The 19,274-nt window shown below is 62.8% G+C and carries 21 protein-coding genes and 2 pseudogenes; 6 read left to right on the forward strand and 17 right to left on the reverse strand.

The window, feature by feature from the left end; genetic code table 11:
* Positions 1–340: IS30 family transposase (locus BLV20_RS29390; protein ID WP_139192764.1), on the forward strand; the 340-nt coding region annotated here is incomplete at its 5' end.
* A 121-nt stretch (positions 341–461) separates the two neighbouring features.
* Here the strand turns inward: BLV20_RS29390 and BLV20_RS29395 are convergent.
* From BLV20_RS29395 to BLV20_RS29450, 12 genes and pseudogenes are all read right to left on the reverse strand, one after another.
* Positions 462–1,082, reverse strand: a complete 621-nt coding sequence (locus tag BLV20_RS29395) for a dihydrofolate reductase family protein (protein WP_092305919.1) — start codon at positions 1,080–1,082, stop codon at positions 462–464.
* Between the two features lie 179 nt (positions 1,083–1,261).
* A pseudogene (locus BLV20_RS31940) lies at positions 1,262–1,327 on the reverse strand (DUF3077 domain-containing protein); the annotation flags it as partial.
* Between the two features lie 16 nt (positions 1,328–1,343).
* A complete protein-coding gene (locus BLV20_RS29405; protein ID WP_092305876.1) occupies positions 1,344–2,165 on the reverse strand; it encodes a formyl transferase in 822 nt (273 codons plus the stop codon).
* A 410-nt stretch (positions 2,166–2,575) separates the two neighbouring features.
* A pseudogene (locus tag BLV20_RS29410) lies at positions 2,576–2,662 on the reverse strand (DUF3077 domain-containing protein); the annotation flags it as partial.
* Positions 2,663–2,877: 215 nt separating this feature from the next.
* Positions 2,878–3,267 carry a hypothetical protein gene (locus BLV20_RS29415; RefSeq protein ID WP_092305877.1) on the reverse strand — a complete coding sequence of 130 codons (390 nt, stop codon included), beginning with the start codon at positions 3,265–3,267 and terminating at the stop codon, positions 2,878–2,880.
* Entirely contained in the window at positions 3,264–4,724 is a 1,461-nt protein-coding gene (locus BLV20_RS29420; RefSeq protein WP_092305878.1) for a PAAR domain-containing protein, read from the reverse strand. Before BLV20_RS29420 ends, BLV20_RS29415 begins: the two co-directional genes overlap by 4 nt.
* Positions 4,725–4,906: 182 nt before the next feature.
* Entirely contained in the window at positions 4,907–5,995 is a 1,089-nt protein-coding gene (locus BLV20_RS29425) for a DUF3396 domain-containing protein (protein WP_092305879.1), read from the reverse strand.
* Between the two features lie 15 nt (positions 5,996–6,010).
* Entirely contained in the window at positions 6,011–6,712 is a 702-nt protein-coding gene (locus BLV20_RS29430; RefSeq protein WP_092305880.1) for a VRR-NUC domain-containing protein, read from the reverse strand.
* A complete protein-coding gene (locus tag BLV20_RS29435) occupies positions 6,709–7,284 on the reverse strand; it encodes a PAAR domain-containing protein (protein ID WP_256577912.1) in 576 nt (191 codons plus the stop codon). Before BLV20_RS29435 ends, BLV20_RS29430 begins: the two co-directional genes overlap by 4 nt.
* Positions 7,281–7,709 (reverse strand): PAAR domain-containing protein, encoded by a 429-nt coding sequence (locus BLV20_RS29440; RefSeq protein ID WP_175540282.1) that lies wholly within the window; start codon positions 7,707–7,709, stop codon positions 7,281–7,283. The genes BLV20_RS29435 and BLV20_RS29440 overlap by 4 nt, the downstream gene beginning before the upstream one ends.
* 326 nt (positions 7,710–8,035) lie before the next feature.
* Positions 8,036–8,533 (reverse strand): RES family NAD+ phosphorylase, encoded by a 498-nt coding sequence (locus BLV20_RS29445; RefSeq protein ID WP_092305882.1) that lies wholly within the window; start codon positions 8,531–8,533, stop codon positions 8,036–8,038.
* Complete coding sequence (locus BLV20_RS29450) at positions 8,533–9,129, reverse strand: type II RES/Xre toxin-antitoxin system antitoxin (protein ID WP_092305922.1); 597 nt, start codon at positions 9,127–9,129, stop codon at positions 8,533–8,535. The genes BLV20_RS29445 and BLV20_RS29450 overlap by 1 nt, the downstream gene beginning before the upstream one ends.
* Before the next feature lie 175 nt (positions 9,130–9,304).
* On the opposite strand from BLV20_RS29450, the gene BLV20_RS29455 reads away from it, so the two are divergent.
* The 4 genes from BLV20_RS29455 to BLV20_RS29470 all read left to right on the forward strand — a co-directional run bounded on the left by BLV20_RS29455 (position 9,305) and on the right by BLV20_RS29470 (position 14,616).
* The gene (locus BLV20_RS29455) at positions 9,305–9,997 is read left to right on the forward strand and encodes a response regulator transcription factor (RefSeq protein ID WP_092305883.1); all 693 of its coding nucleotides are present in this window, start codon (positions 9,305–9,307) and stop codon (positions 9,995–9,997) included.
* The gene (locus BLV20_RS29460) at positions 9,997–11,370 is read left to right on the forward strand and encodes a HAMP domain-containing sensor histidine kinase (RefSeq protein ID WP_092305884.1); all 1,374 of its coding nucleotides are present in this window, start codon (positions 9,997–9,999) and stop codon (positions 11,368–11,370) included. Before BLV20_RS29455 ends, BLV20_RS29460 begins: the two co-directional genes overlap by 1 nt.
* 73 nt (positions 11,371–11,443) lie before the next feature.
* Positions 11,444–13,693: a TonB-dependent siderophore receptor gene (locus BLV20_RS29465; protein ID WP_092305885.1), complete on the forward strand. Its 2,250-nt coding sequence runs from the start codon at positions 11,444–11,446 to the stop codon at positions 13,691–13,693.
* 20 nt (positions 13,694–13,713) lie between these two features.
* Entirely contained in the window at positions 13,714–14,616 is a 903-nt protein-coding gene (locus BLV20_RS29470; protein WP_092305886.1) for an alpha/beta hydrolase, read from the forward strand.
* Between the two features lie 15 nt (positions 14,617–14,631).
* Here BLV20_RS29470 and BLV20_RS29475 read toward each other — a convergent pair whose 3' ends face one another.
* Positions 14,632–14,946, reverse strand: coding sequence for a hypothetical protein (locus BLV20_RS29475; protein WP_092305887.1), 315 nt, complete (start codon positions 14,944–14,946; stop codon positions 14,632–14,634).
* 103 nt (positions 14,947–15,049) lie between these two features.
* Positions 15,050–15,265 carry a hypothetical protein gene (locus tag BLV20_RS29480; RefSeq protein WP_092305888.1) on the reverse strand — a complete coding sequence of 72 codons (216 nt, stop codon included), beginning with the start codon at positions 15,263–15,265 and terminating at the stop codon, positions 15,050–15,052.
* A gap of 255 nt (positions 15,266–15,520) precedes the next feature.
* On the opposite strand from BLV20_RS29480, the gene BLV20_RS29485 reads away from it, so the two are divergent.
* Positions 15,521–16,354, forward strand: coding sequence for a DeoR/GlpR family DNA-binding transcription regulator (locus BLV20_RS29485; RefSeq protein WP_092305889.1), 834 nt, complete (start codon positions 15,521–15,523; stop codon positions 16,352–16,354).
* 21 nt (positions 16,355–16,375) lie between these two features.
* Here the strand turns inward: BLV20_RS29485 and BLV20_RS29490 are convergent, their stop codons facing one another.
* The 3 genes from BLV20_RS29490 to BLV20_RS29500 form a co-directional block, all read right to left on the reverse strand.
* A complete protein-coding gene (locus tag BLV20_RS29490; RefSeq protein WP_092305890.1) occupies positions 16,376–16,783 on the reverse strand; it encodes a hypothetical protein in 408 nt (135 codons plus the stop codon).
* 154 nt (positions 16,784–16,937) lie between these two features.
* Entirely contained in the window at positions 16,938–17,720 is a 783-nt protein-coding gene (otnI, locus tag BLV20_RS29495) for a 2-oxo-tetronate isomerase (RefSeq protein ID WP_092305891.1), read from the reverse strand.
* 15 nt (positions 17,721–17,735) lie between these two features.
* Entirely contained in the window at positions 17,736–19,196 is a 1,461-nt protein-coding gene (locus BLV20_RS29500; protein ID WP_092305892.1) for a GntT/GntP/DsdX family permease, read from the reverse strand.
* Between the last annotated feature and the right edge of the window lie 78 nt (positions 19,197–19,274).

Genomic DNA, 19,274 nt, shown 5'->3' on the forward strand with positions numbered 1-19,274 from the left:
CATCAGCGCCCTGATCGAAAGCGCCCGCAACTTACCCCAAGAACTCTACAAATCGCTGACGTGGGATCGCGGAAAAGAGATGGCTGACCATAAGCGCTTTACGGTGGCTACCGACATCAAGGTCTACTTCTGCGATCCTCATCGTCCTTGGCAACGGGGATCGAATGAGAACACCAACGGGTTGTTAAGGCAGTACTTCCCGAAAGGAACCGACCTTGCGGATCACTCGCAAGCCACGCTCAATGAAGTCGCAAGGCAGCTAAATAGCCGCCCTCGGAAAACACTAGACTACGAAACACCCGCTGAACGATTTAGCCAATCTGTTGCGTCGACCGGTTGAATCCACAGCCGCTAGCGGTCACTCACAACCACCCCCGCCTTTGCCCCGAAGCCAACGCTCTGACACTCCAGAGGCGACTCTCCACCAGAGGCGCAGGTTTCCAACGCCGTCACGGTCTTTCCTACTCTTCAAAACTTCCTGTTTGTACATCACCACTGCGAACATAGTGGGCAATCAACACCCCGCCAGGAGTACTCGCCGAGTTCACCAAAGTAAAAGCCGACGCTTGGGCATGATCGTCAAACAACCGCTTGCCGCGCCCCAACACAATGGGATGGATCATCAGCCGCAGCTCGTCCACCAACCCGGCGGCCAGCAGTTGGCGCACCAGATCGGCGCTGCCCTGGGTCAGCAGGTGGGCACCGTCCTGCTGTTTGAGGGCTTGTATGGCGTCGGCAAGGTTGCCTTGCAGCGCGTGGCTGTTGTGCCAATCAAGAGTGTCGGGACTGTGGGTGGCCACGTGCTTGGGCACGCGGTTGAACAGGTCGGCGATGGCGCTGTTGTTTGAGCCGGCCTGTATATGCGGCCAATAGCCCGCGAATATGTCGTAGGTACGCCGCCCCAATAACAGGTCGAACGGCTGCGAGAACAGCTCTTCCATGGCCTGGCCGAAGCGTTCATCGGCGTAGGGCACCACCCAGCCACCGAAGCGGAACCCGTCGCTGGTGTCCTCATCGGGCCCGCCGGGGGCTTGAATGACGTTATCCAGACTCATGAAAGCGGCAACGATAAGCTTGCGCATGATCTTCTCCTGATTCGTCTGCATATAAGTTTTCAGGCAGGAAGCGCCAACGATCATGGCGACTCATTGGCTTTATTCCCTGAAAGATAGTCGAACCAGACGCCGGAAAATCGACGGTGCGATGCCGGGTAACCGCGATAAAAAACGCCGTTTCCCGGCCATCCGGAAACGGCGCCCTGTTAAACCTCCGCCAGAAAGTGCGCGGCCCAGGCGTAACGTTTGCCCTGCTCTTCCATGGCGGCAGCGAGGGCCGTTCAACGCTCAAAGCGTGCGCAACGGAAAACCGTACGACTCGAAAAGATCCCAGACATCCTCGCGATCGAAGAGCCGCCACCCCAGTGTCGTGAAACGCATCAGGTCCTCTTCGCTGGGAAAGGAGTAATAGGCCCCTGCGGATGGATCCTGAGGCGCCCCCGTCATGGGCTCGCCGCGCTCCAGACGTCTGATTGCGTCCAGGATGAGGCGCGCGCCTGGTTGATAAAGTGAAAGGATGTGCCACAGCAAGGAGCGCTCCTTTTCGACCGTCACACGCGCCGTCTCAATGATGCGCCCCACATCAATGCCGGGACTGTCTATCCAATGGAGGGTGCAACCGATCTCCGGGTCACCATTGAGCAGCGCCCGGAACGTCGCGAGAACGCCTCGATACTGAGGCAAGAGGCCAGAGTGAAGGTTGAGGACGCCGCGTGACGGAATGACCAACGCTTGATTGGAGAGGATTTGACCAAAGCGGATTGAGACAAACAGATCCGCTCCCGCATCCTGCAGCATTTGCAGGCCCTGCGGTTCCCGCAAGCTGGGCAACACCCGCACAGGTACCCCAAAGCGTTGCTGCAACTCTGCAAAACCGAATCGATGCCCGCTGCCGACCTGGTCGCTCGATCCGATCAACCCCGGCGCCAAGGCATTGAAGAAGTCCTGCTCGATCAATGCGAGTTGCCCGAGCATGCGCGGTACCTGCCTGCCCGCTCCCACTCTCTCCGAAAGGAAGATCCCCACTGTGCTCTCGTGGATCTCGGGCAATAGGAAGTTGAGCGTGAGATTGCTCTCCACGTCTCGGTTCACCAGAAAAGCGATACGCAACTTCAGACCTCCAACAGACTGACCTTGAGATGCAGCGACGGTCAATTCAACCCAAGCGGATCAAGCCCATTCCCATTGCTGTTCCACGACGTAAGGACGCAAAGCCCGATCGGCTCAATCAATTCCCGCATCAGACCTAGCATAGTTGCTCTTTTGTCATCGCTACGTCCCCGGGCAGCTCCCGACCGATTCGGCGCCCCAGCAGCAACTCGAACGGCTGCGAGAACAGGTCGTGGATGGCCCGGCTGCAGGGAACGCCGACGGTCATTGCGATCCACCGGCCTCACTCCCTGAAAGATAGCCGAACCAGACTTTGGGAAATCGACTGTGCGCTGCCGAGGTGAGCGCCATAAAAAACGCCGTTTCCCTGCCACCCAGAAACGGCGCTCTATCCAGCATTCCCCTACCGGTTAAACCTGCAACACCTCCTCTTCCCTCAGCCCCAACCCCACATCATCGATCACCGCCTTGCCCATCTCCGCCAGAAAGTGCGCGGCCCCACGGCCCGACGTGCATAAGAAACTTTCTTTGCTGTATTGCTTGGCAATTCTCAAGATGGCCCAGCATTTCCTCCGTACGTGAATATCCGACATACAGAAAAACGCCCATCAGGGCAAAGACACCAACGAGTATTCCGGCAAATGTAAATGCAAGCACAACTGCCGCCAGGCTAAGCAGGCTCAATTGAAAACCTCATAAATAACGCCACTTTTCACGGCCCGATCAACTTCAGAATAATAAACTCAACTATTAGACAGACCAGAAATACTAACTGCATGTTAAACATTGCAATCAGCCTCCGCTTGAGCGGCTCAGGAAAATTATCTACATCACCAGCATCCATCATCCCCTTTCTAATTTGATAGTTAGAGTATGCCAAGGCACCCGAAATCATCCCAACCATTAAAAATCGACCCCAAGCCCCTATATAAAGGTAATACCTTTGGTTATTTACTACTTTGCAGTTTTTTACATACCCCAAAATCTCATCCATTCGGGTGCAACTCAGATAGAAATACACCCCTGCAGTAACTCCCCCACCCAAAAACGTGGCTACACCCAAAAAGGTAAGCACGTATTCCGCAGTACTTAACTTACTCATTGCCCGACCGTATAAATATTTTCTCCGAGGAGCTCTCCAAAGGCCCCTCCGCCCTTCCCTGCCAAATAGCTCCCCGCTCCAACCACCACCAAGCCACAGACAACACCGCCCATACCCCCTGTAGGAACAGCAACTGCAGCACAGATGGAAGTCATAGCCTGGGTTAAAACCGGGCTGGCGATTGCCCCTCCGAACACCCCACCAACAAAACTCCCCACCTCAGTAAACTTCACCTTCTCGCAAGCCTCTTTATTCCCCGCAGAACAAACATCCTGAACTTTCACGTAAGACGCTCCACCGCCCAAAGCCGTGCCAATCCAGCCACCATACTTGAGCACCGTGGAAGCCTTCGACACGCCCTCGATATGCGTCGCATACCCTGGTATCTGCCCCACTGCTCCTGCTTTGGTCCAATGATGAACCAGGCTGCGGCTGGAAATTCCCAGGGCGCTTTTCAGGTCAGGGTGATCGGGAAAGGCGATGCTCATTTTCGTGATGGTGGTGAGGTTTGCGTCCAGCCGGGCGAGCAGCTTCCGCCGTTCGACAAAGAACTGGACACTGCGTAGATGCCCATCCCGCAGGAAGTAGGTCTGGTGGAGGGATTCGATTTCCCGCAAGGTGCTTTTAATACCGTCCAGATGGTTGCCGGCGGCAGTGGTCGCGACCCCAAGGTTGGTTGAGCCATAAGACAGGACCGACTCGATCTGCTGCCGGTACTGGACCATAAAGGCCGCCTCCTCGGCCGTGAGGGTGTCCAACGCGGCGCTGACCTTTTGCGCTGCGTCCATCAATAGTGCTTCTTCACGGCTGCACTGATGGTTTTCGGGATGGCTGAGGACCACCATCTGGCCGGGTTTGGCGGTGTCGGTCAGTTGGGGGTTGAGCCGACGAAATTTCTCCAGGAGGGCCGCGTCGGGCCGACCGAAAAGCACCACTTCGAGGGCGGCACGGCTCATCGGGGACTGAACGATATAAAAGCCTGGCTCTACGCTTTGTTGTGCCAGCCGAGCAGGCGCTGACAGCGCCGTTTCGCTGATGGGCGCCAGCCCCTTCACCTGATCGCGCGGCAGCGAATCCGCAAATTCGTTTTGCGAATATCCTCGCCTGATCGCTTCGGCCCATTGATGGGTATTCGCCACAACTTGCGGCACCAAGGCGGCGGGAACAGGGACCGCTGGCTGATTATCCGAGAGGACAGAAGATTGAGTGGCGACAAGACGGTTGGAACCTACAGGGCAACCACACTGAACGGCGCTCCCTTCCACCGCGATAGCCTGTTGGTTATCCAGCCATGTGTTATGGCCCTCCGCGATATACCCCACCGACTGGCACACCGGGCACCACACCGGGTCGGTGATGCGTGCAACTTTGCGGTGCTCAACGATGGTCGTTGACGAACCTGCAATAACCTTCCCACCGGTCGTGGTCGGGTCCCCTTCCCTGATGACATAGGCCATGAGTACATCCTGAGTGTCTGAGAAATTCAGGCACCGACCCTATCAATGCGGAAAAGTCGTAACATGGGAGCTTTCCCAACCCTCTGTCTTAAAAGTCGCTATGAGCCGTAGGAACGAAAGCGGGAGAACCCTGGGTACGGCTTACAGTTTCACAAGCAAATTGAACCCCTGTTCCAGTGGCATCAGAGGCGCTCTACCAGAGTGCTCGCAACGTCCAGGCTGGGTTCGTCAGCAAGCAGCCTGGCACGCCAGCCAGCTATCTCGCTCTCATCCACATCCAGGCGTTTGAGCCACTGATCGGCCGACCAGCCGACCAGGCGCAGTTCGCCGTCGTGGGAGCCACCGTGCAACGAGCCCACGGTCTCGTAGCGGATGCCCTTGAGCACATGGTTCAGCAGTACGTAGGGGGCGGGTCTCGGGTCTTCGGCATCACCGCCGAGGTAGGGGTAAGCTCCGGCCTGGATCACCACGCCGGCACCGTAGTCGTAGAAAGCGAAATGACTGGACGGCAGTTGGGCGCGCAAAGCGTCCAGCCCCCCAACGAGGTCCAAGCGTTCCTGATCGAGTACGGTTAGCCAACTGACGGTCTTGATCTTCGGGTGTTTGAACTTCGGGCGGTTAGCCAGCAACGCCGCAGTGCCGACATCCAAGCCAGGCATGCGTGTAGCCATGAAAGCCTCAGTCGGCTGATTATCGTCCCGGTTGGTTATTGAGAGGTTGTAGGCATGGCCAGCATAGCCCTGCTCCGGGTTCAGTCGCCGCGAGAAGTTGATGAATAGTTGCAGGAACTTAAGTGGGTTTTGCTCCTGGTACAGCTGCGGGATAGAGAACTGCAAAATGCTAAGATCCCGCCCGACTCGACTCTCCCAGGCAGACTTACCAAAAATCTCGAAGAACCAGGGGCTCGCATCGTTAGATTGCTTGCCGCTGGTGTAGTAAAAGCTCAGCGGGTAATCCTCATCCATGCTGGCCAGCATTTCACGCAATGGCTTTGCATCAGGGTACGCAGTCAGCGGCTTGCCCTCTGGCGGCTCCTCACGCCAAAGCCAGGTGAGATAAGACCCGGCCAGGCGCTTGAACTCGTCGAAGCATTGACACAGCGCCTCGCGCACCAAAGGGGTATGGGCCTCCTTGAAATAGAGCGTGCCCCGCACGCAGAACACGGCGCCGATATAGTCCTCGGGACCACCCTTCATCAGCAGGTTGCCGGGCACTTCCAGCAGATGAGGCTGTTTGGCCAGCTCCTCAGCCAAATTGAACTCCTGTTCCATAAGACTTCCTCCGAATTAATAGGCTGGGATCATGGGTCGAGGGGAGCGACCGCGCGTCAGGATAAACATCACTCCACCAGCGATAGCCGCAGCCCATCCCAGTTGCTCCACGGGAACCTTGGACTGCTGGTTTTCCTGGCTACAGTCGCAATCGGTAGATTTCATTTCGACAATTTTTCCGTCATCACCTGCAATCTCTGCGTAGGCACTTATCTGGCCTTGGTTTGACGGATCAGGCGGAAACTTCATCTCCACCACCTGCTTGATATTGTCCTGGGTCGGCGGCTTTTTCGGGTCTTTAACGATCACCACATCGGGCCGGCGAATCATACCTCGGCCCGGCTTGAACGTCGGATGTTCCGGGTCTTCGTCCCAGTACTTGCTGATCCAACCTGGAATCCATCCATGCGGGCTATTACCGGTCTGGCTGTCCAGAATCGGCTGCGGCGGGTTCTTGGTCATGTCGTAGCTGACCTCGGGCTTGTAGGGGCTACGGCCTTGCAGGATTTCGTCCAGTTCGCCCAGGCGCTGGGCAACGCACGCCTGTTTGAGGTTCTTGCCATCCTGGCTGACGTTAGGCGTGGCACTGCAATAGCAGATCGCCGAGCACAGCACCTTTTTGTCCTGCGGATCGAGCTTGGGTTCCAGAATGCCAACGGGGTTGATCTTGCCTTCCGGGCTCATGCCACCCTGAGAGAGGCTGGGCTGATCGCTCATGCTTCGCCCCCCTGCACCAGATCGATATGGATGGACTCCGGTGCCTCGTGGTTGACCCACAAGGTCATGCCTTCGGCATCCGTGGTGTCAAGCGTGTTCCAACCGCCACTGGACCAGACCTTGACCTTGCGCCCAGCAACGGGTTTGCCCGTTTCCTGGTCAACGAGCTGGAAGCGTCCGGAATAAGGCGCGGTACTAGTGCCCAGCGATGCGATGGGAGAGACGGTAGCCGGTACGAACGCATCCCCGATGATGACCGTGCCCGAGCCGCCGATGATCACGTTACCGTGCGCCCCGATGCTGCCCAGGGTGGCTGCGGGTTGGCCGTTGATGAAAACGCTCGATGAAACACCGGATACGATCGGACTGCCACACGCGGATACATCGTCTTTTCGGGCGGCGGACAGGCCGTCGAAAAAGACATCGGGAGAACCACTGGCGATGGGATTGGTGCCATGGCCTGGCAGAGGGCAAGCCGTTGGATCGGTGACGCGGGCGGCGGGTTTTCCACTCATTGCGCAGTTCCTTGCCTGAGCATGATGAAGCGTCGAGAGATAGGCTGGAGGCCTCAGCGAGAAGTCTTGCTTTCGCTAGAGCTGAATGGCACCTCAAAGCCGGGTTGGAGCAACCCGGGGATACCATCGCCATCGGCGTATTCCCGAATCTGCGCACAGTTTTGCAGGCTGCTGATAATGGTGTCGCCGTTGTCGGTGGCACTGCCCACAGTGGCCATCGGGCGACCCTGGTGGGTCAGCGCAGCGCCGGCACCGGAGACAATCCTGCTTTCGGTGCCGTCCGGGTAACGTACCCGGTCGCCCACACAGGCGATTCCATGGCCGCTGACTTTTACACTGGAACTGGCCGTGGCGACTTCGCCCCCCAGACGGGTTTTGGCACCTAGCGTGGCAAGGTCATAAGTGGTTTTTATGGGGCGTGCGGCGTGCTTCGCCATGAACTTGGCGGCCAGGTGCTGCCCTTCCTCTACTGTGTTTTTCACTATGGGCCTTCCTTGAAGTTGTACATGCCGCCTAAGGGCAGCGTGAGTTGGCCTGCCTATCGAGTGAGGTAAGTGAGCGCCCCCGCTGGCCAGACTTAGTACGTGAACAGTTTCATTGGGATCCTGTCCGCTTCCACATTGCCAAAAAAATGCCCCCATCAGGATGGAGGCAAATTTGTCAGCAGTTGGCGATGGGACGTTACGCTAGATGGCTACAAACGGGCTGTAGGACAGTTCTGAACTGAAGACATCAAAAGTCTCTTTGTAGCGTCAGACGCAGAGGGTATGGGAGGCCCAGGTGCCGGTACTTGAAGCGCGCAGCCCCCTCACCGCTCCGGCGGACTCAACCGCCCATCCAGCGCAAAGCGCTCTTGCAACACCAGCTCATACAACCCCGTGGCCAGCAATGGGTTGATCAGCAGGTTCCAGCTATGGCGCGACACGCTGGAGGGGATCAGCACGAAGGGGTGCTGCTCCAGCAGGCTGGCGCCGAAGGCTTGCTGGCTGTGGCTGGGGGTGCCGGGGATCAGCCAGTTGGGGTTGGGGATGTCTTCGGGGCGGACGGTGTGGACCCGCGACGGGTCCAGCACCCGGGCCGCGGTCAGGGTGTGGGGCAGGCAGTCGAGGGCCTTGAAACCCTTGTGCACCGCCACTTCCAGGATCGCGGTCGAGGCGTCCAGGCTGGCGTACACCACTTGCAGTCCCTTGGGGTTCCAGCGCCCGCCGCTGCCTTCGGCGCCAATGCCGCTGTTCCAGGTCGAGGCATGCCGGGCCTGGTCGAGGCGCCAGAAATGCAGGGTCGGGGCCAAGGGGTCGGTGAGCATCAGTAGACCCCGAACTCGAGCCGGTGCAGAAAGTCCGTCACCAGTTCATAGCCCACCGGGTTGGCCAGCAGGTCGATGGGGACTTCGCCATCCAGGCCCAGCGCCGGCTGGGTCATCCACTCTTCGGCCAGCGCCCGGGAGCCCAGCACCGCCTCGGCCTTTTCCAGTACTTGCGCGTAATGCAAGGCGCGGGCGCTCTGTTCGGGGGTCAGGGCCTGCTCCTGGTTCTTCAGGCGCCGCGCCAGGGTGCGCTCGGAAAATCCGACGATCTTCGCCAGCACGTTGTAGCGCTTGAAGGCCTCGACCGACTCCACCAGCTCGATCACCGCGCCCAGGGAAAACCCCAGCTGGGTGGCCCTGAACACCGCCATGGGGTCGTCGGCGTCGGTGCCCGGCAGCAGCCCGCGGACCATGGGCGAAGGCAGCGCATAGACCGCCGCCTCTTCGCGCAGCAGCTTGACCTTGGGGCTGCGGATGCGGCTTGCCGATGGCTTGCGTGGTTCGGCCTTGGCGGCAGGCTTGAGCGCCTCGCCCTGGGCCTTTTCAGCCTTGGCTGAAGGTTTTACGGTGGCGGTATTCTTGGCTGCAGCAGTCATGATCATCTCCCTGCCTGATGACAGATGGCATTTACATTAATGCCATTTGGCAAAAGAAAGAACCACCAGCTTACCAACGGTCGCCAGGCCCGGTGAAGCTTCGCGCAATTGCGCAGCCCCGGACAAAAATGAGATATTCGCGATTGTGAAATATTCTCATTAAGAAAAGCCAACCATGTCCCCTAACCTGCTCCTGGTGGAAGACGACTCCAGACTGCGTCACGATCTGGACGCGCATTTCCGTCAGCGCGGCTTTGCCGTGACCGCTTGCGCCAACGGTACCCAGGGCCTGGCCGCGGTGCGGGCCGGGCGTTTCGACCTGGTGCTGCTGGATATCATGCTGCCCGGCCTGGACGGCCTGTCGTTGCTCGAAGCCCTGCGCCGCGACCAGACCATCCCGGTGATGCTGATGTCGGCGCTAGGCGCCGAGCAGGACCGCATCACCGGTTTCACCCGCGGTGCCGACGACTACTTGCCCAAGCCCTTTAGCCTGGCCGAACTGGATGCCCGCGCCGACGCGCTGCTGCGGCGCATGGCCATGGCCCAGCGTGCGCCGGTGGCCCGCGAGGACGGCGCATTGCTGTTCGACGAACTGGCCCAGGACGTCAGCCACCATGGCCGCGGCGCCGGCCTGACCGGCTCCGAGTACCGCTTGCTGGCCACCCTGCACCAGCACCCCGGGGAGGCGCTGAGCAAGGCGTTTCTCTATCAGCAGGTGCTGCACCGGATCTACACCCGCCTGGATCGCGGGCTCGATGTGCATGTCTGCAACCTGCGGCGCAAGCTGGCGGCGATCGGCGCCAACCATGTGCAGATCCAGGCCGTGCGCGGCCAGGGGTATTTGCTGGTGGACACGGAAAAAGCCTGATGCGTCGCCATCCCCTGCTGTGGAAGCTGGCGCTGTTGCAGGTCAGCTTCTGCCTGTTGCTGACCTGGATCATCTGGATCTGGGGCCTCTCGGCGGAACGCCGGACCTACTTCCTCGACCCCGCCGACCGGGTGTATCTGGCGCGCTACGCGCAGCAGGCCGAGGACATCTGGCACCGCGAAGGGGCGCCCGGGGTCGAGCGCTTTCGCGCCGAGCTGTCGGTCAGGGAAGACACTTGGGTGGCGATCATCGGCCCGCATTTGCAAAGCCTGGGCAGCACGCCGCTGAGCGCCGAGGAAGCCAGCCACCTGACCTTCATGCGCAAGCTCGACTGGCCCATGAGCCGGCGCCTGCAGGACGAGTTGCCCTATGTCAGCATCGAGTTCCCGCAGCACCCGGAACAGGGCCGGCTGGTGCTGCAACTGCCCGAACACCTGCTGCCCGGCGGCCTCACGCCCTGGACCCACCTGATCAGCCATGGCCTGCTGCCGACCTTGCTGGCCGCCCTGCTCGGCCTGTTGATCTATCGCCACCTCGTAGTGCCGTTGAACCGCCTGCGCGACCGCGCCGATGCCTTGCGCGCCGACGACCTGGACAGCGACGGCCCAGGCACGCCGCTGCTCGACCGGCGCGACGAGCTCGGTGAACTGGCCCTGGCCTTCGAGCACATGGCCGAACGCCTGCGCCAGAGCCTGGGCCAGCAGCGGCTGTTGCTGCGCACCCTGTCCCATGAGCTGCGCACGCCCCTGGCGCGGCTGCGCATCGCCCACGACAGCCGGCTGGCGCCGGAACAGCTGCGCCAGCGCCTGGACCGCGAGATCGCCGACATGCAGCGCCTGCTGGAAGACACCCTGGACCTGGCCTGGATGGACACCGAACGCCCGCAATTGCCCACCGAACCGGTGCTGGTGCTCTCGGTGTGGGAAGCCCTGCGCGAAGACGCCTGCTTCGAAAGTGGCTGGGCCCCCGAGCGCCTGCCCTGCACTCTGGGCCTCGACTGCCGCGTGCAGGTGCACCTCGACAGCCTGGCCCAGGCCCTGGAGAACCTGCTGCGCAACGCCATCCGCCATTCGCCGGCAACCGGTCGGGTGAGCTTGAGCGGCCAGCGCGAGGGCGACTTCTGGCACCTGTGCCTGCGCGACGAAGGTCCCGGCGTCGACGAGCAGGACCTGGAGCGAATCTTCCTGCCCTACCAGCGCCTGGCCAACAACGATCGCAACGACAGCAGCGAAGGTTTCGGCCTGGGCCTGGCCATCGCCCGTCGCGCCATCGAGCTGCAACAGGGCCGCTTGTGGGCCAGCAACGCCCGGCCGGGGCTGTGCCTGCACCTGCTGTTGCCGGCGACGGATGGCGAGAAGTGTTTAGAAAGTTAATGCGCTTTACTCGCAAATAACAGTCATTATCATTCGTGATCTTCCTGTTCCAGGCTGCCCCCGGAGATCAACCATGTCGTCCCGTTCGCTGCGCCCCTTCGCACCCTTCCTGCTGTCCAGCTGCTACCTGCTGTCCTGCGCCGTGCAGGCCGCCACCGAGAATGCCGAGCCGACCCGGCCGCCGGCCTTGGAACTGCAGACCCAGACCATCGTCGCCACCGCCAAGGAAGAGACCAAGCAGGCCCCGGGCGTGTCGGTGATCACCGCCGAAGACATCCAGAAGCGTCCGCCGGCCAACGACCTGTCGCAGATCATCCGTACCATGCCGGGGGTCAACCTGACCGGCAACTCCACCAGCGGCCAGCGCGGCAACAACCGGCAGATCGACATCCGCGGCATGGGCCCGGAGAACACCCTGATCCTGGTCGACGGCAAGCCGGTGGGCAGCCGCAACTCGGTGCGCTACGGCTGGCGCGGCGAGCGTGACAGCCGTGGCGACACCAACTGGGTGCCGGCCGACCAGGTCGAGCGGATCGAGGTCATCCGTGGCCCGGCCGCGGCCCGCTACGGCAACGGCGCGGCCGGCGGCGTGATCAATATCATCACCAAGCAGGCCGGCGCCGAAACCCACGGCAACGCCACGCTCTACAGCTCCTTCCCGACCCACAAGGACGAAGGCGCGACCAAGCGCATGAGCTTCGGCCTCAACGGCCCGCTTACCGAAAACCTTAGCTACCGGGTCTACGGCAACGTGGCCAAGACCGACGCCGACGACTGGGACATCAACCAGGGCCACGAATCGGCGCGCACCGGCAACCAGGCCGGGACCCTGCCCGCCGGCCGCGAAGGCGTGCGCAACAAGGACCTCAACGGCCTGCTCAGCTGGCGCCTGAGCCCGGAGCAGACCCTGGACATCGAAGCCGGCTTCAGCCGCCAGGGCAACCTCTACACCGGCGACACCCAGAACACCAACAGCAACGCCAACGTGAAGAGCATGCTCGGCCACGAGACCAACCGCACTTACCGCGAAAACTATGCGCTGACCCATCGCGGCGAGTGGGACTTCGGCAGTTCCATGGCCTACCTGCAATACGAAAAGACCCGCAACAGCCGCATCAACGAAGGCCTGGCCGGTGGCACCGAAGGCATCTTCAGCGACACCCACTTCTACACCGCGGTGCTGCGCGACCTCACCGCCCACGGCGAGGTCAACCTGCCGCTGCATGTCGGTCTGGACCAGACCCTGACGCTGGGCAGCGAGTGGGTGCAGCAGAAGCTCGACGACCCGAGCGCCAACACCCAGAGCACCAGCGAAGGCGGCTCGGTCGGCGGCCTTGCCAGCAGCGGCCGTGACACCTCGTCCTCGGCGCAGATCTTCTCGCTGTTCGCCGAAGACAACATCGAGCTGGCGCCCGGCACCATGCTCACCCCCGGCCTGCGCTTCGACCACCACAGCATCGTCGGCGACAACTGGAGCCCGTCGCTCAACCTGTCCCACGCCCTGACCGAGACCCTGACCCTCAAGGCCGGCATCGCCCGGGCCTACAAGGCGCCGAACCTGTACCAGCTGAACCCCGACTATCTGCTCTACAGCCGTGGCCAGGGCTGTTACGGGCAAACCACCAGTTGCTACCTGCAAGGCAATGAGAACCTCAAGGCCGAAACCAGCATCAACAAGGAACTGGGCCTGGAGTACAAGGCCGACGGCTGGGTGGCGGGCCTGACCTACTTCCGCAACGACTACAAGAACAAGGTCGAATCCGGCATGGCGCCGGTGGGCCAGGCCACGGGCGGCAGCGGCAGCTACCGCAACGCGGCGATCTACCAGTGGCAGAACGTCCCCAAGGCCCTGGTCGAGGGTCTGGAAGGCACCCTGACCGTTCCCCTGGCGGATGCCTTGAAGTGGAGCAACAACTTCACCTACATGCTGCAATCGAAAAACAAGGAAACCGGCGACTACCTGTCGGTAACCCCGCGCTTCACCCTCAACTCGATGCTCGACTGGCAGGCCACCGACGACCTGTCGCTGCAAGCCAGCGTGGCCTGGTACGGCAAGCAGACGCCGAAGAAATACGACTACCACGGCGACCGCGTGACCGGCAGCGCCAATAACCAGTTGTCGCCTTATGCCATTGCCGGCGTCAGCGGCACCTATGCCCTCACCCGCAACCTGAGCCTGACCGCCGGGGTCGACAACCTGTTCGACAAACGCCTGTACCGCGAAGGCAACGCCCAGGGCGTGAACAACATCGCCGGGGCCGGCGCCGCCACTTACAACGAACCCGGCCGCACCTTGTACACCAGCCTGACAGCATCGTTCTGAACCTATAACGAGATCGCCTGATGAGACTTCTTGCCCGCCCCCTGGCCTGGGTCTTCGCCGCGCTGTTGCCAGGGCTCGCGCCCCAGGCGCAGCCGGCGCCGGACCAACCGATGGACACCCGGCTGCTGCAACGCCAGGACCTGCCTTACCGCTTCAGCAGCCTGCGGCTGGATTCGGCCGATGGCCAGCGCCACTACCAACTGTGGATCGGCCAACCGCGCCACGCCGCGCCCAGGAACGGCTACCCGGTGCTGTGGATGCTCGACGGCAACGCCGCCCTCGGCGCCCTGGACGCCGAGCAGCTCAAGCGGCTGGACCCGGAGCACGCACCGCTGCTGGTGGCCATCGGTTACCAGACGCCGCTGCGCATCGAACGCAACGCCCGCACCCTCGACTACACCCCGCGTCGTCCTGGAGTGACCACCCAGCAAGACCCGCTGACCGGGCAACCCAGCGGTGGCGCCGATGCCTTCCTCGACCTGCTGCGTGAACGCATCCGTCCGGCGGTAGCCGCCCAGGTGCCCATCGACACCCGCCAGCAGACCCTCTGGGGCCATTCCTACGGTGGCCTGCTGGTGCTGCATGCGCTGTTCCAAAGGCCGGGGGAATTCAGTCACTACGCGGCGGCCAGCCCGTCGCTGTGGTGGGGCGACCAGGCGATACTCGCGCAGACCCAAGGCCTCGCGCAGCGCCTGCACGGACAACACGCGCAACTGCTGCTGATGCGCGGCGGCGCCGAACCCGCCACCCCGCGCGGCCCGGCCGAACCGCACCCGGAGCGCCTGGCGCGGCAACTGCAAAAAGACCTGCAAGGCCTGCCGGGCTTGACCCTGAGCTATCACAGCTTCGACGGCATGAGCCACGGCCAGACCCTGGCCGCGTCGCTGGGTTATGTGCTGGACACCCTGTATTCCCGCCCCTGAACCAGCAGGCGCAGCTCAGCCCTGCGCCTTGTCCAACGCCCGTGCGAGCCCCTCGGCGGCGACCGGCTGGCCAGCCAGCCACAGGCTGTTGTCGGCCAGGCGAATGCTCAGGCAGAGCGCCTCGCCATCTCCGGGGTACTTGCGCAACAGCAGCTCCACCGCCGCCGTCGATGGCGCGCTGGACACCAGGTCCCACGGCCCGCCGCTCAAGTCCAGCAGCACCCGACCATCGCGAGCGTCCACCACCCTGGGTGCGTACACCCAATGGCTCATGCGCATTTCATGGGGCTCGACGCTGATCGTCAGGTGTTCATAACGTTTGGGGTCCATGACCGCTCCTTGGTAACTGCTCGCACAGGCCATTCTATAGGCACCGCCAGCCGACGCTCGATTGCGCGCGAAAGCCGCGCCGCGAAACACCTGCCCCACCGCGTCATCGTTCTTCGCGCGCAAGCTGCGCTCCTACAAAAGCCCAGCACGTCCCGTAGGAGCGAGGCTTGCCCGCGAAAGCCACGCCGCGCAATACCTGCCCCACCGCATCATCGTTCATCGCGCACAAGCAGCCCACCGCCCCGTAGGAGCGAGGCTTGCCCGCGAAAGCCACGCCGCGCAACACCTGCCCCACCACGTCATCGTTCTTCGCGCGCAAGCTGCGCTCCTACGAAAGCAGCCACCGCCCCGTAGGAGCGAGGCTTGCCCGCGAAAGCCACGCCGCGTAACACCTGCCCCACCGCGTCATCGTTCTTCGCGCGCAAGCTGCGCTCCTACAAAAGCAGCCACCATTCCGTAGGAGCGAGGCTTGCCCGCGAAGGCCACGCCGCGTTACAGCAGCGGCATGCCGCCCGCGGATTCGCTACTATGTCCGCCAGTTATTTGCCTTCTGCCCAGCCACTGCGGAGCCTCAATGCCCAACCCCAAGGACATCGCCAGCGATAGCGGCGCCCCGATGATTCCCGAGCAGCGTCGCGAGCTGATCCTGCGCCAGTTGCGCAAGCATCAGGTGTTGAGCGTGCATCAGTTGATGGAGATGTTCGACTGCTCGCACATGACCGTGCGCCGCGATATCGCGCTGCTGGAGCAGGAAGGCCGGGCCTATTCGGTGACCGGCGGGGTGCGCATCGCCAGCCAGCTGCACAGCGAGCCGAGCCACCAGACCAAGGCGGTGGTCGAGCTGCCGCAGAAGCAGGCCATGGCGCGGCTGGCGGCGCGTTTGCTGCATGCGGACATGACGGTGTACCTCGACGCCGGCACCAGCACCCTGGAGATCGTGCCGTACATCAAGGCGCTGTCGGGCATGACCGTGGTGACCAACGATTTCGGCATCGTCCAGGCGCTGATGGAGGCGCCGCAGGTCACGGTGATCCACACCGGCGGCCAGCTCGACCACGACAACCATTCCTGCGTCGGCGGCCTGGCGGTAGCGACCCTGCGCCAGGTGGTGACCGATATCGCCTTCATGTCCACCAGTTCCTGGGACCTGCGCCGCGGCATCACCACGCCGTCGGCGCTGAAGGTCGAGGTCAAGCAGGTGGCGATGCAATCGGCCTCGCAAGTGGTGCTGGTGGCCAGCAGTTCGAAGTACGGCACCTTCAGCATGTACCGCATCGCCGGGCTGGAGCAGTTCGACGTGATCATCAGCGACGACGACCTGGCCCAGGCCGCGGCGGACGGGATTCGCAAACAGGGGGTGGAATTGCTGCTGCCGTCCGACCCGCAAGCCAGTACCGCGAAGGACTAAGCGCGGGCTAGTGGAGACGCCTCACCGGTGCTGCTTTCTGAACCACAACACGCAGGCTATGTCCCGCAGGTCCTCGCCCAGCCCGTCGAGGGCGACGCGGGTGGTCCGGCGGATGCGCCGCAGCCATTCCACCACCGCGCACAGGCTGGCGAAGAAGAACAGCAGCACCAATAGCTGGCGCAGGCCGAAACCCTGACCCTGCACCTGGAAGTGGTTCCACAACCAGAGGCTGCACGCCGCGCCAAGGGCCACCAGCAACACGCTGGCGATATTGATCCACTGGCCGAGGATGGTGGTGCGCCGGGCGCGGCGGTATTCGCGCTCGATGCGTTCCAGGGTCACGGTGGGGATCTGCTCCCAATGCAGGTCGCGCGGGCGACAAGGCGCGTCGTCCAGGCCCGACTGATCGACGAATATCGACTTTTCCATGCTCCTCCGCTCCCATTGATGGCACCAATGATGGCCCTGGCGACAGGGTACCCGCAGCCGGAGAGCGAAGGCCGAGACCTTCAGAAATGTTCAGATTCGCCGCGCGGGCGGCTCCCGGGTGGCGCGCACCGCGCCGTGGCGCCGCCCTGCCCGTTCAGAAGGCTTTCCAATCCCGCAGCCATTGCAGGCCGGCCGAGGTATCGCCGCGCGGCCGGTACTCGCAACCGACCCAGCCGTCGTAGCCCAGCTGGTCCAGCAGCCCGAACAGGTAGGGGTAATTCAGCTCGCCCAGGTCCGGTTCGTGCCGGTCCGGCACGCCGGCGATCTGGATATGGCCGATGCCGGCGAAGTCGCGGCGCAGCTTGGTCGCCAGATCACCCTCGACAATCTGGCAGTGGTAGCAATCGAACTGCACTTTGAGGTTGCTCGCGCCGACCTCCTTGCAGATCGCCTGGGCCTGGTCCTGGCGGTTGAGGAAGAAGCCCGGCATGTCGCGGGTGTTGATCGGCTCCAGCAGCACCGTGACCCCGACCTTGGCCGCTTGCGCCGTGGCGTAGGCCAGATTCTCCAGGTACACCGCGTGGTGGCGCGCGCGCAGGTCTTGCGAGGGCAGCAGGCCGGCCATCACATGAATGCGCGAGTTGCCCAGCACCGCGGCGTATTCCAGGGCGCGTTCGAAGCCGGCGCGGAACTCCGCCTCGCGCCCCGGCAGGGTCACGGTGCCCCGCTCGCCCGCCGCCCAGTCGCCGGGCGGCGCGTTGAACAGGGCCTGGACCAGGCCGTTGTCGCTCAGGCGCTGCTTGAGTTGCTCGGCGCTGTAGTCATACGGGAACAGGTATTCCACCGCTTCGAACCCGTCGGCCGCCGCCGCGGCGAAACGGTCGAGAAACTCGTATTGCGGGTAGAGCATGCTTAGGTTGGCAGCAAAACGCGGCATGTTGACTCCTCAGGCTCAGACAAAAGGCCAGATCAGCAAGGTAATACAGAAACCCAGGGTGCCGAGCAAGGTGGTGATCACGGTCCAGGTGCGCAGGCCGTCGGCCACGTTGAGCCCGGCCAGCTTGGTGAAAATCCAGTAGCCGGCGTCGTTGATATGCGACATCGCCAGCCCGCCGCCGCCCATGGCCAGGCACAGCAGCGCCATGTGGTTGGGGGTCAGGTCAAGGGTGGCGATCAGCGGGCTGATGATCCCGGCGGTGGTCACCAGGGCCACCGTGGTCGAGCCCTGCACCGCGCGCAGCAGCATGGTCAGCAAAAAGCCCAGGGCCAGCACCGGCAGGCCGGTGGTGCGCAGCAGGTCGGAAACCACCGCGCCGATCCCGGTGTCCACCAGCACCTTGCCGAACACCCCGCCGGCACCGGCGATCAGGATCACCATGGCCACGCCGGGCAAGGCCGAGCCAATCACGTCCGACACCTGGCTGCGGCTCCAGCCACGGCGCGAGCCCAGCAGCCAGGCGCACAGCAAGGTATCGATCAGCAGCGCCACCAGCGGCGCGCCGAGCACGGTCATGACCCCACGCAGGGTGGATTCGGCCGGCAGCAGCGAAGTGGCCAGGGTGCCCAGCAGGATCAGCACGATCGGCAGCAGGATCAGGCTGACGATCAGGCCGAAACCTGGCGCGGGGGCCGGCGGCAGCTTGGCGACGATGGCGCTGGTGGACTCTTCCAGGCCCATGTGGGAAACGGCCACCGCGGCCTGTTGCGGGTCCTTGGCATTGCCGTTGGTCCAGGCCAGCAGGTCCTCGTTGGTCACGTGCGGGCCATAGACTTCGGCGCGGATGTCGTCGGTCATCGGGTAGAAGCGCCGGGTCATGCGCCCGGCCACGCGGTAGCCGACGTAGCACAACAACGCGGTGATCGGCAGGCCGAACATCAGCACCCGGCCCAGGTCGGCGCCCAGCTGACTGGCCGCGGCCACGGCACCCGGATGGGGCGGCAGGAACGCATGCACGGTGAGCAGCGCCGCGCACATCGGCAAGGCGAACACCAGCAGCGGCTTGCGCGCCCGACGGGCCACGCCATAGGCCAGCGGCATGAGGATGATCACCCCCACCTCGAAGAATACTGGCACGCCGATGATGAACCCGGCGATGGTCAGCGCCAGCGGCGTGCGGCGGTTGCCGAAACGCTCGATCAGGGTCTTGGCCAGGGCCTCGGCGCCGCCGGACAGCTCGATGATCCGCCCGATCATGGCGCCCAGGGCGATGATGATCGCGATATGACCCAGGGTCTTGCCCATGCCGCCTTCGATGGTCGCTACCAGGTCGGCCGGTTTCACCCCGGCCACCAGCGCCACCAGGATGCTCACCAGCATCAGCGCGACAAAGGGCTGGAACTTGTACTTGAGCACCAGGAACAGCAGCAGCGCGATGCCCGCGCCGGCCGTCAACATCAGGATGAACGGGCTCATTGCGCGGCACCTCCGTCATGGCCAGAAGAACCGGCGGTGAAGCCAAAACAGCTGCAGTCAGGGAACGTCATGCGGGAA

This window comes from Pseudomonas sp. NFIX28, from assembly GCF_900107395.1.
GTDB lineage: Bacteria > Pseudomonadota > Gammaproteobacteria > Pseudomonadales > Pseudomonadaceae > Aquipseudomonas.